The organism is Pedobacter roseus (genome assembly GCF_014395225.1).
In the GTDB taxonomy this organism is placed as follows: Bacteria; Bacteroidota; Bacteroidia; order Sphingobacteriales; family Sphingobacteriaceae; genus Pedobacter; species Pedobacter roseus.
In genome coordinates this window covers 2776383-2789675 of sequence record NZ_CP060723.1, presented here as the reverse complement: position 1 = coordinate 2789675, position 13293 = coordinate 2776383, and the positions used below count along the sequence as shown (strand labels likewise).

General features: G+C 39.3%; 13 protein-coding genes. 7 read left to right on the top strand and 6 right to left on the bottom strand.

The annotated features are described in order from the left end of the window. Window positions 1-17: 17 nt before the first annotated feature. A complete protein-coding gene (locus tag H9L23_RS26870) occupies window positions 18-152 on the bottom strand; it encodes a hypothetical protein (protein ID WP_262892388.1) in 135 nt (44 codons plus the stop codon). Window positions 153-334: 182 nt separating this feature from the next. Here H9L23_RS26870 and H9L23_RS11660 point away from each other — a divergent pair, with 182 nt between their 5' ends. The 5 genes from H9L23_RS11660 to H9L23_RS11640 are packed head-to-tail and all read left to right on the top strand — an operon-like array spanning window position 335 to window position 6373. Continuing rightward, complete coding sequence (locus H9L23_RS11660; protein ID WP_187595115.1) at window positions 335-1717, top strand: mercuric reductase; 1383 nt, start codon at window positions 335-337, stop codon at window positions 1715-1717. Between the two features lie 2 nt (window positions 1718-1719). Beyond that, the gene (locus H9L23_RS11655) at window positions 1720-2679 is read left to right on the top strand and encodes an ABC transporter ATP-binding protein (RefSeq protein WP_187595114.1); all 960 of its coding nucleotides are present in this window, start codon (window positions 1720-1722) and stop codon (window positions 2677-2679) included. Next, window positions 2672-4243 carry an ABC transporter permease/substrate-binding protein gene (locus tag H9L23_RS11650; protein ID WP_187595113.1) on the top strand — a complete coding sequence of 524 codons (1572 nt, stop codon included), beginning with the start codon at window positions 2672-2674 and terminating at the stop codon, window positions 4241-4243. The genes H9L23_RS11655 and H9L23_RS11650 overlap by 8 nt, the downstream gene beginning before the upstream one ends. Then, window positions 4243-5391 (top strand): ergothioneine biosynthesis protein EgtB, encoded by a 1149-nt coding sequence (gene egtB, locus H9L23_RS11645; RefSeq protein ID WP_187595112.1) that lies wholly within the window; start codon window positions 4243-4245, stop codon window positions 5389-5391. The genes H9L23_RS11650 and egtB overlap by 1 nt, the downstream gene beginning before the upstream one ends. Window positions 5392-5398: 7 nt before the next feature. Continuing rightward, complete coding sequence (locus H9L23_RS11640; protein ID WP_187595111.1) at window positions 5399-6373, top strand: L-histidine N(alpha)-methyltransferase; 975 nt, start codon at window positions 5399-5401, stop codon at window positions 6371-6373. Here H9L23_RS11640 and H9L23_RS11635 read toward each other — a convergent pair. Then, a complete protein-coding gene (locus tag H9L23_RS11635; protein ID WP_187595110.1) occupies window positions 6370-7443 on the bottom strand; it encodes an aminotransferase class V-fold PLP-dependent enzyme in 1074 nt (357 codons plus the stop codon). The genes H9L23_RS11640 and H9L23_RS11635 overlap by 4 nt on opposite strands. Window positions 7444-7555: 112 nt before the next feature. On the opposite strand from H9L23_RS11635, the gene H9L23_RS11630 reads away from it, so the two are divergent. Both H9L23_RS11630 and H9L23_RS11625 read left to right on the top strand, forming a co-directional pair. Then, window positions 7556-8032 carry a DinB family protein gene (locus H9L23_RS11630; protein WP_187595109.1) on the top strand — a complete coding sequence of 159 codons (477 nt, stop codon included), beginning with the start codon at window positions 7556-7558 and terminating at the stop codon, window positions 8030-8032. 159 nt (window positions 8033-8191) lie between these two features. Next, complete coding sequence (locus H9L23_RS11625; RefSeq protein ID WP_187595108.1) at window positions 8192-8575, top strand: VOC family protein; 384 nt, start codon at window positions 8192-8194, stop codon at window positions 8573-8575. Window positions 8576-8834: 259 nt separating this feature from the next. On the opposite strand, the gene H9L23_RS11620 is transcribed toward H9L23_RS11625, so the two are convergent. From H9L23_RS11620 to H9L23_RS11605, 4 genes are all read right to left on the bottom strand, one after another. Then, complete coding sequence (locus tag H9L23_RS11620) at window positions 8835-10031, bottom strand: acetate/propionate family kinase (protein ID WP_187595107.1); 1197 nt, start codon at window positions 10029-10031, stop codon at window positions 8835-8837. Window position 10032: 1 nt separating this feature from the next. Beyond that, a complete protein-coding gene (gene pta, locus H9L23_RS11615; RefSeq protein WP_187595106.1) occupies window positions 10033-12120 on the bottom strand; it encodes a phosphate acetyltransferase in 2088 nt (695 codons plus the stop codon). 336 nt (window positions 12121-12456) lie between these two features. Beyond that, window positions 12457-12657: a hypothetical protein gene (locus H9L23_RS11610; protein ID WP_187595105.1), complete on the bottom strand. Its 201-nt coding sequence runs from the start codon at window positions 12655-12657 to the stop codon at window positions 12457-12459. Window positions 12658-12768: 111 nt separating this feature from the next. Further along, the gene (locus H9L23_RS11605) at window positions 12769-12987 is read right to left on the bottom strand and encodes a DUF6965 family protein (protein ID WP_187595104.1); all 219 of its coding nucleotides are present in this window, start codon (window positions 12985-12987) and stop codon (window positions 12769-12771) included. Window positions 12988-13293 lie beyond the last annotated feature (306 nt).

Below are 13293 nucleotides of genomic sequence, written 5' to 3'. Positions count from 1 at the left end.
GTAGTTGAGGTACGGACTTAATTAAAAGACTCCGTCTGGCTATTCAAATCGTCCAATAAACTGGTTAAAACCATTTCTCTTTTATCTTCAATTGAAAGATCATCCTGAATATAAACAGTAATATTTGTGTTGTCTGCGGCTTGAGTATGCATGAGTTAGGGATTTATGTTTGTCAATTTAATGTCTACAATTATTTAACGTCGATTTTTGAATATGGTTTGTAACTTTTTTATTTGAACTTTAATAATATAACCAGTTTAAGAATAAATCATTTTTTTGGTCAAACATTGATCAACTTATTCGGGTTATCATTAGAACAAAACAAATCCTATCAATGAAACATTACGACGCGATAATAATCGGAGCGGGGCAGGCAGGCACACCATTGGCTAAAAAACTTGCTGAAGCGGGTAAAAAAACAGCTATAATTGAAAAAAGATTAGTCGGGGGCACCTGTATCAACGATGGCTGTACGCCGACAAAAGCCATGATTGCTTCTGCTAAGGCCGTATATCAGGCTAAAAAAGCTTCAGCATTAGGTGTTGAGATTGGATCTGTCAAAATTGATTTTAAGAAGATAAAACAGCGAAAAGATGATATTGTAGAACAGTTTAGGGCATCATCAGAAAAGGGAATTAACAATACCAAAGGGCTCCGGCTCATTTTCGGAACAGCAAAATTTAGTGCAGAAAAAGAATTAACCATTGCCCTTAACGATGGTGGCGAAGAAATGGTGACTGCAGATTGGATTTTTATCAATACCGGCGCAAAAACGGCCATACCTGAGATAGAAGGATTAGATGAAATTGATTATCTTACATCGACAACAATTTTAGATATAGAAAGCGTTCCAGAGCACCTGGTGGTGATTGGTGGTAATTATATCGGACTGGAATTCGGGCAAATGTTTAATCGCTTTGGTAGTAAAGTAACCATTTTGGAAAAATCATCAGGCATATTGGCAAAAGAGGACCAGGACATTGCATCGGCCCTCACCGAAATCTTAACCGATGAAAAGATCGAAATTATTACCGATGTGAAGATTGATAAAATCAGTCAGGATAAAAAACAGCTTCATCTTTCAATCCAATCGGGTAAAACAAAAAAGAACATTACGGCAAGTCATGTATTAATCGCAGCCGGACGCGTACCACAAACTGCTGATTTAGGCCTCGAAAACTGTGGCGTAAAACTCGATGATAAAGGCCATGTGCTTGTGAATGAAAAGTTGGAAACTAATATTAAAGGAATTTATGCATTGGGTGATGTAAAAGGTGGACCTGCTTTCACCCATATTGCCTATAATGATTATACTATAGTTTACCGCAACCTGATTGAAAAGACGAAATATTCTATTCACGATCGTCCTGTGCCGTATTGCATGTTTACTGATCCTCAGCTTGGTAGGATAGGTATTTCAGAAAAAGAGGCAAAAGAGAAGAAATTGAATTATAAAGTTGCCTTGATCCCAATGTCGCAGGTGGCCCGTGGCATCGAAACCAATGAAACGTTAGGACTGATGAAAGCAGTTGTAGATGCTGACACGAAGGAGATTTTGGGTGCAGCTATCCTGGCTTCAGAAGGTGGAGAGATTATGTCTGTGCTCCAAATGGCCATGGAGGGCGGTATCACCTACGATAGGATCAGGTATTGTGTTTTTGCACATCCAACCTATACCGAATCGCTGAATAACCTGTTTATGAAACTCGATAAATAAATATGATCGAATTAAAAGGGATAAGTAAGAAATTTGGAGATACCCAGGCGGTAAATCATGTCTCTTTTAAGGTGGCCGAAAAGGAAACATTGGTACTGTTGGGTACCAGTGGTTGTGGTAAAACCACTACTTTGAAAATGATCAATCGTTTAATTGAACCCGATAGTGGCCAGATTTTTATTAATGGAGAAAACATCACCGATCAGAATCCTGATGGACTACGCAAGGGGATAGGTTACGTGATGCAGAATATCGGATTATTTCCGCATTATACCATTGCAGAGAATATTGCGCTTGTGCCTAAACTTTTGAAATGGGAGAAGGAAAAAATCAAAACCCGTACAGAGGAATTGATCCAAAAACTTCATTTGCCGGAAAGCACGCTGGCAATGTATCCGCATGAGTTAAGTGGCGGACAGCAACAGCGTGTAGGCCTGGCCCGTGCACTGGTTAGCGATCCATCAGTATTGTTAATGGATGAGCCCTTTGGAGCTTTAGATAACGTTACCCGTACCAGTATCCAAAAAGAATTTAAAGCGCTTGAAGAGTTGAAAAGGAAAACGATTGTGATGGTAACACATGATGTTCAGGAAGCTTTTGAACTGGCCGACCGAATCTGTTTAATGGATAAAGGTGAGGTGGTTCAGATTGGAACACCCAAAGAATTGTTGTATCGGCCAATAAACGATTTCGCAAGGAATTTTCTCGCAGGCCAAAGGCTCGCATTAGAGTTTAAAGTAATTAATATTCAGGATATCTGGACTTATTTACCTGAAGAAACTATTCAGGATGGAGAAAGTAAATCTGCTGATTTAAGTATTTGGGAAGCCATGGAATTATTAAGGAATAATAACACGTCTGAGCTTTTCGTTTCAGGTGCTGATCAGGCAATTAAATCGATCAATTTCGGGCAGTTAACCAAAGCATTTAACCAATACCAAAACGCACAGCTACATGAATGAGCAACAGCAAACCCTATGGCAGTTTATGTCCGGGCAATCTGATAAATTGCTCAGTCAAACTTTGCAGCATGTGGGATTAACCTTTATTTCTTTAATCCTAGCTATTGCCATTGGCTTGCCCTTAGGTATACTGATTGCCAGAAAAAGGAAACTTTCGGGAACGGTTTTGGGCATTGCAGGTGTATTGCAAACCGTACCCAGCATCGCTTTATTGGGTTTTATGATTCCCGTTTTAGGGATTGGTGCCAAACCGGCCATCGTTGCTCTGCTTATTTACGCCTTGTTACCGATTATCCGGAATACCTATACCGGCATTATTGGCATCGATCAGCATGTTAAAGAAGCTGCCAGGGCCATGGGGATGAGTAAAGGCCAGATTTTATTGAAAGTAGAATTGCCTCTCGCTATGCCCGTTATTTTGGCTGGTATCCGTACCGCAACCGTAATTAATGTGGGTGTGGCTACTTTGGCCTCATTTATCGCAGCGGGAGGCCTTGGCGAGTTTATTTTTGGCGGTATTTCGCTTAATAATACCAATATGATTTTAGCTGGGGCCATTCCAGCCGCTTTGTTGGCTATTATACTTGATGCTTTGCTTTCCCTAATCCAGAAAATGGATTTTAAGAAATTGAGGAAGGCTTTATACATTTTTCCAATTGTTATTTTGGTTTTGGGCGGTTTTTATGCTTTACCAACCGCCTATGGCTCTACTTTAACAGCCGGATTTACTCCCGAATTTATGGGCAGGCAGGATGGTGATCTCGGATTGAAATCAACCTATGGTTTAAAAATCCATACCATCGTGATCAGCGATGCGGTGATGTACAAAGCCGCTTTTGCAAAAGAACTGGATGTGATTAGCGGTTATTCTACCGATGGCCGTTTAAAAGCTTTCGATCTCAAAATTTTAAAAGATGATAAGAATATTTTTCCGCCTTATTATGCCGCGCCGATTGTTCGGGAGGAAGCCTTAAAACAATTCCCCGAACTGGAAAAAGCCCTGAATTTACTCGCCGGAAAAATTACAGATTCAATCATGACCGATCTGAATTACAGAACAGATTACCTCCATCAACAGCCAGAGCGGGTGGCGAAGGATTTCCTGATCAGCAATGGCTTATACAAAGCACCTAAAAATGGACATAATGGTACGGTGCGGATCGGTTCGAAGATTTTTGGTGAACAATATATTCTTGCCGAAATGTACAGCATGTTGATTAAAGGCAATACAGATTACGATGTTGCAACTAAAACCGGACTGGGCGGAACGAAAATCTGTTTTGATGCGCTGATGAACGATCAGATCGACTTTTATCCTGAATATACCGGAACAGGACTTCTGGTTTTGTTGCAGCCAAACCCAAAAATTGCAAAGGAAATGGCGCACGATAAAGAGAAAACTTACAATTATGTGAGTGCTGAATTTGATAAAAAATTTAAAATCAAGTGGCTTAAACCAATAGGTTTTAATAATTCTTACGCTTTAATGATGCGGCAAAAACAATCAAAAGAACTGAATGTTAATAGCATCACAGACCTCAAAAATTATTTAGATAAAAATTAATGACACTGGTAGAAGAATACTTACAGATTCGGAAATATTCCGAGCAGATTTGTGAACCTTTACAAACTGAAGATTATGTGGTGCAGCCTGTTGTAGATGTAAGTCCACCTAAGTGGCATTTGGGGCATACTACATGGTTCTTCGAAACCTTTATATTAAAGCCGTTTTCGGTTAACTACCAGGTACATAACGATGATTATAATTTTGTTTTTAATAGCTACTATGAAACTGTCGGTAACCGTGTAATCCGTACCGATCGGGGCAATTTAAGTCGGCCAAGCGTAAACGAAATTTATCAATACCGGGCTTATGTAGATGAAGCCATGACAAAATTTTTGGCTGCTCCCTTAAAAGATGAAGTAAAAGAGTTATTGATTTTAGGCTTTAACCACGAACAGCAGCATCAGGAACTCTTGCTAACGGATATTAAATATATTTTAGGCAATAATCCGCTTTTTCCAGTGTACTCGAAAGGCAAAAAAGAGGTTTTAGCCAATGAAACAGCAGCTGGTTTTATCAATATCCCGGAAGGAATTTATGAAATTGGGTACAAAGGAGACGATTTCAGCTTTGATAATGAATTAAACAGGCATAAGGTTTACCTGCACGATTTTTCTATTAGTAAAACATTGGTTAGCAATGCTCAATTTTTAGAATTTATCAAGGCGGGGGGATATGAAAATTTTAATTACTGGCATGCTGAAGGTTGGGATTGGGTAAAGAACAACCACATCACCTCGCCCATGTATTGGCATCTGATTGATGAAGAATGGTTTAATTACACTTTTGCCGGACTTTTACCAATTGATCCTGATGCGCCTGTAAGCCATTTAAGTTATTACGAAGCTTATGCCTACGCCAGCTGGAAAGGCATGCGTTTGCCAACCGAATTTGAATGGGAAGTAGCGGCAAAAAGCTTTAATTGGGGCGAAAGGTGGGAGTGGACTGAAAGCGCTTATCTCCCTTATCCTGGCTTTAGTAAAGCGCCAGGGGCCATTGGCGAATACAACGGCAAGTTTATGGTCAGTCAAAAGGTGCTCCGTGGAGCATCCATAGCCACCCCGGAAAATCATTCACGCATTACTTACCGAAATTTCTTTCATCCGCATTTAAGATGGCAATATACAGGCATACGCCTGGTAAAATAAAATTAGTATGAGCACGACCACCATTGAAACAACAACAGGCAATAAGACACAATTTCTTCAGGAAACCTTAACAGGATTACAATCTGAACCGAAATTTATGCTCTCCAAGTATTTTTATGATGCTACAGGAGACCGTATATTTCAGCAGATTATGGAGATGGAGGAATATTATTTAACCAATGCAGAAATGGAAATCCTCCAGTATCAGTCTGCGCAGCTTTCGCAGGCCATATCTGCCGATGGAACTGCCTTCGATCTGATCGAATTGGGCGCTGGCGATGCTACCAAGTCCATTCACCTGCTAAAATCCCTGCTAAATGATCAGATGGAGTTTAGTTATTTCCCGATTGATATATCTGAGCATGTAATTTCAGATCTTGAAGAGAATTTGCCTAAAAAACTTCCTGAACTAGATATTAAGGGATTGAACGGCGATTACTTTGATATGCTTAAAAAGGCTACTGAATTGTCTGATCGTAGAAAAGTAGTATTATTTATGGGCGCAAACATTGGCAACATGACAATTACTGATGCTGAAAGTTTCTGTTCTTCATTAAAACAGCTGCTTTCTCCTAACGATCTGCTTATTATTGGTTTCGATCTCAAAAAAAATCCACAACAGATTTTAGCTGCCTACAATGATAAAGGTGGAATTACGAGATCGTTCAACCTTAATTTGCTTCAACGCATCAATAAAGAACTTGATGGTGATTTTAACCTTGAAAATTTTGAACACTACGCCAATTACGATCCGGCATCTGGTGCCTGTAAAAGTTACCTCATCAGTTTAAAAAACCAGATCGTGAATATTGGCCGTAATGCCATTCACTTTATCGAAAACGAATATATTTTTATGGAAATCTCACAAAAATATTCTTTAACCGATATTGATCAACTGGCAGCAAAAACAGGTTTTAAGCCACTTCAGCGTTTTTTTGATCAGCACCAGTATTTTGTAGATGCCATTTGGAAGGTAGATTAGTTTTTGCCATCCAAAACTTGTAACAGCCGGCTTAAATCTTCTTCTGTATTATAAAAATGAAACGAAATTCTTGTGCCCGTTCCTCGGGGTGAGCAGAGTATTTTAGCTGCTGCAAGTTGGTCAACTGTTTTTTGTTCCAGTGGCAGGCTCATAATATTTGACTGATATTTTCGATACAACATCCATTCGGGGATTAACCCTCTCGAACTGAGTTCCAGCCTTGCTTTATCACTGAGTATCTGGTTAGTTTTTTCAATCCAGTCAAAACCAATGGCCGTAAGATAGTTTAAGCTTTCGTTTAAGGTGCCGAAGTTTAAACTATCCAAATGTCCTGGTTCGAAACACATGGATAAATGATCTTTGCCTTTTAAAAAAGGAGTTGTTGGCAGGGCAGCAAGCTTATTGATATTGTAAATGGCATCTTTTATCTGGTTGGAAAGAAAAGCATAACCATTTCCATATCCACCCAAAAGCCATTTGTAACCACTACCGATTAGCGCATCCAAACCTGATTTTTCGAAATTAAAGTTAGCGTTCCCTAAAAATTGCGTGCCATCACCAATTAATAAAAGATCGGGGTAAGTGGTTTTTAATTTCAGGATAAAATCATCGTCCATTCTTAAACCACTGATGTATTGTATCATACTAAAAGCAAATATGGTGGGCTTAAAAGTATCGATAGCTTTAATGATATTATCCTCAAGATTTTCATTAATTGGGATAATGTGATGATCGAAACCCATACTGATAACAGGATAACTCACCGATGGATATTCCTCTTCGAGCAGCAGAAAACGATGATGTTTGTCTAATCCACTTAATAAAGTATTAAAACCGACAGAAAAGTTTTGCACCAGAAAGGTGTTTTCTGGTTTTGAACCAAAGATTTTGGAGATGTTGTTTCTAAGCTCACCAATTACCGGTAGGTTTTCCATTCTGAAAATGCTGCCGTTGGCCACAAAGGCTTCATCATGTTTATTTCTCCAGGCTGCTAAATTGGTTGATAATATACCAGAGTTAGCGGTATTTAGATAGGTGTAGTTTTTGAGGATCGGAAAAGAAAGGTTCATGCCCAAAATTAAAAGAATTATGCATTAAATGGTTATGTGATCCGTTGAAATTCAATTTTATACAAACCTATGAGATTCACGTTTGTTAGATTAATACAATCCTTAAAATATTATGGAAAATCAAACATCAATATTGGTTACCGAACTAAAAAAATTGCTAAATGGCGGTGGAGCGCATGTGGGATTGAAAGATGCCATGGCAAACCTGCCTTTTAATCTTTTAGGAGAAAAACCTCATAATTTACCCTACAGTATTTGGCAGTTGGTAGAACACATTAAAATTGCACAATGGGATATGCTCAAGTTTAGCAAAGATGGATCACATCAGTCGCCGAAATGGCCGGATGAATATTGGCCAAAAGAAACTGCGCCAAAGGATGAAGCAATCTGGAATAATACACTTAAACAGCTTGAAAGTGACCTAAAAGAATTCATTGCCTTATTGGATTCAGCAGATTTATTTGAGCCGATTCCGCATGGAGACGGGCAGAGTGTTTTGCGTGAGGCTTTACAGATTGCAGATCATAACGCGTATCATATCGCCGAAATTGTGGTTATCAGGCGTTTATTGGGCGCCTGGAAAAGTTAAAAGTTTTAACAGAGATTACCGGTACATATAAAGTTTAAATAATCAATGATCTTGTCTCGTTTGGGTGTGTTATTTGCCGCTTAAGCGGACTAATGCAACCAAAATATTCAGCTAAATTTAACTTTCCGTTCTCCCAAAAATGAATTTAAAAATTAAGCCATGTTAGAAAATTCGAAAGCATTTAGCTCGTTTTCTGTAGATGATGTACAGAAAGCAAAAGATTTTTATCAGGGGGTATTAGGCCTCGAAGTTAAAGATAATCCGATGGGGGTAATTGAAGTGGTGGTTTCCGGATCATCAAATATATTGCTTTACCCTAAGCCTAATCATGTTCCGGCAACTTTTACGGTACTTAATTTTCCGGTCGAAAATATAGATCAGGCTGCCGATGAACTGATTGCAAAAGGGGTGAAGTTCGAGATCTATAATCAGGAGTCGATTAAAACTGATGAAAAAGGCATTTCGCGTGGTAACGGCGGACCAAATATTGCCTGGTTCAGGGATCCGGCGGGTAATATTTTATCAATTTTGGAAACGGCCTAATCTACGAACTTCGGGATTTTGAACTCTGGTTTGTGGAGTTAAGGGTTTTTAACCACAGATGTACACAGATAAACACAGATTTTTATATCTGCGTTTATCCTTTTTATCTCCCGAAAATCGGGACAAGTAGTGGTTAAATTATTTTTAATAACATTGCACCATGAATTCTATGTGCCGTCCCAGCGGGACGCATCATGGTTAGCAAATAAATTATTCTATTCAATGGTCGGTGGCTCACCGACCAATAATTTAATCTAGCTTAGTCTAACAGCCCATAACATTGATGCGCAATTTCATATTCCTCGTTGGTTGGAATAACCAGTATTTTCACTTTTGAGCTGGCACTATTGATTTCTTTCAATTCTCCTTTGTAGGCTATGTTCTGATCTGGATCTAATTCAATGCCCAGGTAGTCGAGTTCGGTACAAACGGCTTCGCGCATATTGCTGTCGTTTTCGCCAACTCCTGCGGTGAATATGATGGCATCTATACCGTTGAGTACGGCCGCATAAGCGCCAATAAACTTCTTGATGCGGTAAGCATATAACTTAAGGGCTAAAATCGCAGCAGCATTTCCCTCGCTTAACAGTTTTCTGATGTCGCGCATATCGCTCGAACCACCCACGCCCAATAACCCTGATTGTTTGTTCACCAAAGTGCTTAATTGATCCAGGGTATATCCTGAATGTTCCATCAAATGAAAAATAACCGATGGATCGATATCTCCTGAGCGGGTGCCCATCATCAATCCACTTAAAGGCCCGAAGCCCATGCTGGTATCAATAGATTTTCCGTCTTTAATTGCAGCCATGCTACAGCCGTTACCCAGGTGAATACTGATAATTTTAGAATTTTCTTGATTTAACCACTTAATAGCCTGTTCGCTCACGTATTTATGGCTGGTACCATGAAATCCATAAACCCTGATGGAGTGTTTCTTATAATACCATTCCGGAATAGCATAACGATACGCTTTTTCTGGCAGGGTTTGGTGGAATGCAGTATCGAATACAGCAATTTGTTTGGCATTTACGAAAGTCTGCTCGGCAACCTCAATGCATTTATAATTCACCGGGTTGTGTAGCGGAGCAAGCGAAAACAGTTTTTTGATTTGTTTTTTTACTTCATCAGTAATAAGCGTGGCGCCTGTAAAATGTTCACCCCCATGCACTACACGATGACCAACTGCGGTAATGTCATCAGGACTGTTAATTACGGCGTATTCACTCTGTGTTAATAATGTTAAAACTTGTTTTAATCCTTCGCCATGGTTGGCTATAAAACCCGATTCTTCAATGCTGTGCTTTTCACCATTGCGGTAAACCGTATGTTTGATAAATGAACCTTCGATGCCGATACGTTCTACCAGTCCGCTGCAAACTGGGGCTTTTTCGGGCATTTTAAAAAGTTGGTATTTTAAGGAACTACTTCCTGAATTGATGACTAAAATGTTCATATTAAATGTCTTGGCATTGGATCGCTGTAATCACAACGGTATTAAAAATATCATCTACGGTACAACCACGGCTTAAATCGTTAATCGGTTTATTTAAGCCCTGTAACATCGGGCCAATGGCTAATGCACCAGTTTCTCGCTGTACAGCTTTGTAAGTATTGTTTCCGGTATTTAAATCTGGGAAAATGAGTACACTTGCCCTTCCGGCCACTTCAGATCCCGGTAGTTTTTGTTTACCCACAAGTGGGTCTACGGCAGCATCATATTGTATCGGCCCTTCTATTTTTAATTCCGGATGCCTCGCTTTAACGATTGCGGTAGCTTCCCGAACACGTTCTACATCTTCACCTTCGCCTGATGTACCGGATGAGTAAGAGAGCATGGCAATGCGTGGTTCTATACCGAATTTGGCACTGCTTTCTGCAGAAGAAATCGCAATTTCAGCCAGTTGCTGGGCAGTAGGATTGGGGTTAACCGCACAATCGCCGAATATAGCCACACGTTCTGGCAAACACATAAAAAATATTGAAGATACTACCGATACGCCCGGTTTGGTTTTAACAAATTGCAAAGCCGGCCTGATGGTGTGCTGAGTAGTATGTACGGCACCCGAAACCATTCCGTCTGCATCTCCTTTGTACACCATCATGGTCCCGAAATAGGAAACATCGGTCATCATATCCCTCGCCATTTCGAGGTTTACATTTTTGGCTTTGCGAAGTTCATGCAAAGTATCAACATAATCATTATAATGTGCCGATTGGCCCGGATCGTGGATTTTAAGTGTATTAACATCTAAATTCAGTCCCAACCTTTTTATGCTATTGATAATTTCAGCAGGATCGCCTAATAAAGTAATCTCGACAATGTCCTGGGCTATTAGTTTTTCAACGGCTTTTAAGATACGTTCATCATTTCCTTCAGGCAAAACAATGTGTTTTTTATCCCGTTTGGCCCATTTAACCAATTGGTACTGGAACATGTGCGGCGTAATGCCCTGGTAACTGAAAGTGATAATCTTATCATCAAGTGCTTTAATGTCTACATATTTTTCGAAAAGCTCAATCGCCAGGGCAATTTTCTTTTTATTTTCGATGGTAATCTTCGAGTGGATTCCGCCAATGGTTGTGGTGGTTTCGAAGGTTCCTTTTTGTACAGCAATAATGGGGATGATGGTCTGTAAACCTTCTATCAATTTAATGATAGGCTCATCTGGTAAACTGCCTGCTGTTAACACAATCCCGGCAATTTTAGGGTAATTAGCCGATAAATTGGCCTGTAAGGCGCCGATAATAATATCCCCTCGGTCGCCAGGGGTAACAATAAGCAGGTTATCTTTAATGTGCCTTAAAAAATTGGGCAACATCATTGCACCTGTTACAAAATTATCAACCTGATTATCCATCAGTTCGGCGCCAAAAAGCACTTCGCCGCCTAATGCCAGGGTAATTTCTTTCATGGTAGGGCTCTGTAATCCTGTCTCAGTAGGGATTACCGCAATCAGCAGTTCTGCTGGTAATTGGTTGGTTAAGGCCTGCTTGATACGTTCTGCTTCTTCTGGATTTACCATATTGGCCACTACGCCTAATACCTGTACATCGCGCAACAAGAAATTACGGTAAATATTAATGGCCGTTTTAAAAAGCTGGCTGGCCGTTTTATTTTTTCCAGATACCACGATCAATACCGGGGCGCCCAGGTTTTTGGCCATTAAAGCATTCGATTCGAATTCAAAAGCCATACCTTCACCTAAGAAATCGCTTCCCTCAATTACCGTGAAATCGTAATTATCTTCCAGTTTTTTATACTTGCTGATGATAGTATTGATGATGGCGCCGCTATCTTCCGATTGGTGAAGCATTTCCTGCCGGGTAAAAGCAAAAGCATCTTCATATTTAACAGGAAGCGAGAAATAATCCAGCATGGCTTCTACATGTTCATCTCTCTGGTTTGGATCATCCTGAGCAATAATGGGTTTAAAATAACCTACTTTTTGGGTTTTAGCCAACAGCATATTGATCATTCCAAAAGCAATAACTGATTTTCCGGTATAGGGTTCGGCCGAAGCGATGTATATATTTTTAGTCATAAAATAGGGAACAATTAAAGCAATAACCAATAAGGCCCAATATAGTTGGAAATATTTATTTTAAAAATTTAAGAAGATTAAGTTTTTGACGTCAGTAAAAATAATTTGCTAAACCAATTGGTTGCGGCAGGAGCAGGCGAAGATGATCATAAGTAAAACTTTGACTTCACCGTAATATACTGGAAAAAAGATTTTTTAGGTAAGGGACAAGCTGCAATACAATTTGTATCTATGTTCGAGAATAATAAATAGGGGATAATTTATTATTCTAACGCATTGAAGAATCTTTAACTATAGAATGCTGTAGTTAAATTACTTTTTATAGATCCTTAATTTTCATTCAGGATGACAAATTGATCGGTTCTGATACGATGGATTGATCGTAAAATCATACCTTCTGCATTCATAAGCTATTGCCATAGCACTCAACTGTTTTAGTTCTTCATTTTCGGTAGCAGTGAGACTGTATTTCGAAGATAATAGCGCAATGCGGTTGATGACTAATTTATAATCAGCGTCATTTAGAATGGTTTTCATCTGTTGTTGTTAAAATTTGTGTGGGATCAAAAATCAACAAGAGAACAACTTTATGAAAAGAAAAGTTTTAAACGGATGTGGAAATTTTTTTCTGAATTAAAACTACAATTTTTAAGCGTTGGACTCAATAAGAAGCTTCAGCATTTTTAACCTATGGACAATTGGAATATTCACTTTTGCTTCAGGATTTGCCTTTAATGGTGTTAAATGACTTTCCAAAAAATGCTCGTAATCGGTAATCACAGTGGCTTCGTTTAAATAAATAGGCACCTGTTGTTTTCCGGCCTGGGCAAAAAAATCTTCTAACTGTTGTATTTCTGGGATGGTCATGATGCAAAGTTAGTAATTTAGTCCTTAGTCTTATAGTCGAAAGTCCGAAGTCGGAGGTCTGAAGATAAAGTTTCAAAAATTAGCTACCTGGCTCTATGTGCGCTGTGCTTTTTCTCAGCGTTATCCGTGGCTGAAAAAAGTTTAAAAAAATAACTGCACAGCTCTATGTTCTTTTCGAAATTCCTCTGCGTACTTTGCGGTTCACCAAACGCCAAACGCCTCACGCCAACCCCTTGCCGTACTAAAATAATTAGCTTAAATTTGTTTGCCCTATTGATGATTTGTGTATGCTACCGCATAAAATGG

What these genes read in the sequence shown, in the direction of transcription:
- H9L23_RS11625 (WP_187595108.1), top strand. Translation starts at nt 8,192, where the DNA reads ATGTTAGAAAATTCGAAAGCATTTAGCTCGTTTTCTGTAGATGATGTA.
- egtB (WP_187595112.1), top strand. Translation starts at nt 4,243, where the DNA reads ATGACACTGGTAGAAGAATACTTACAGATTCGGAAATATTCCGAGCAG.
- pta (WP_187595106.1), bottom strand. Translation starts at nt 12,120, where the DNA reads ATGACTAAAAATATATACATCGCTTCGGCCGAACCCTATACCGGAAAA.
- H9L23_RS11630 (WP_187595109.1), top strand. Translation starts at nt 7,556, where the DNA reads ATGGAAAATCAAACATCAATATTGGTTACCGAACTAAAAAAATTGCTA.
- H9L23_RS11660 (WP_187595115.1), top strand. Translation starts at nt 335, where the DNA reads ATGAAACATTACGACGCGATAATAATCGGAGCGGGGCAGGCAGGCACA.
- H9L23_RS11605 (WP_187595104.1), bottom strand. Translation starts at nt 12,987, where the DNA reads ATGACCATCCCAGAAATACAACAGTTAGAAGATTTTTTTGCCCAGGCC.
- H9L23_RS11620 (WP_187595107.1), bottom strand. Translation starts at nt 10,031, where the DNA reads ATGAACATTTTAGTCATCAATTCAGGAAGTAGTTCCTTAAAATACCAA.
- H9L23_RS11650 (WP_187595113.1), top strand. Translation starts at nt 2,672, where the DNA reads ATGAATGAGCAACAGCAAACCCTATGGCAGTTTATGTCCGGGCAATCT.
- H9L23_RS11635 (WP_187595110.1), bottom strand. Translation starts at nt 7,443, where the DNA reads ATGAACCTTTCTTTTCCGATCCTCAAAAACTACACCTATCTAAATACC.
- H9L23_RS11610 (WP_187595105.1), bottom strand. Translation starts at nt 12,657, where the DNA reads ATGAAAACCATTCTAAATGACGCTGATTATAAATTAGTCATCAACCGC.
- H9L23_RS11655 (WP_187595114.1), top strand. Translation starts at nt 1,720, where the DNA reads ATGATCGAATTAAAAGGGATAAGTAAGAAATTTGGAGATACCCAGGCG.
- H9L23_RS11640 (WP_187595111.1), top strand. Translation starts at nt 5,399, where the DNA reads ATGAGCACGACCACCATTGAAACAACAACAGGCAATAAGACACAATTT.
- H9L23_RS26870 (WP_262892388.1), bottom strand. Translation starts at nt 152, where the DNA reads ATGCATACTCAAGCCGCAGACAACACAAATATTACTGTTTATATTCAG.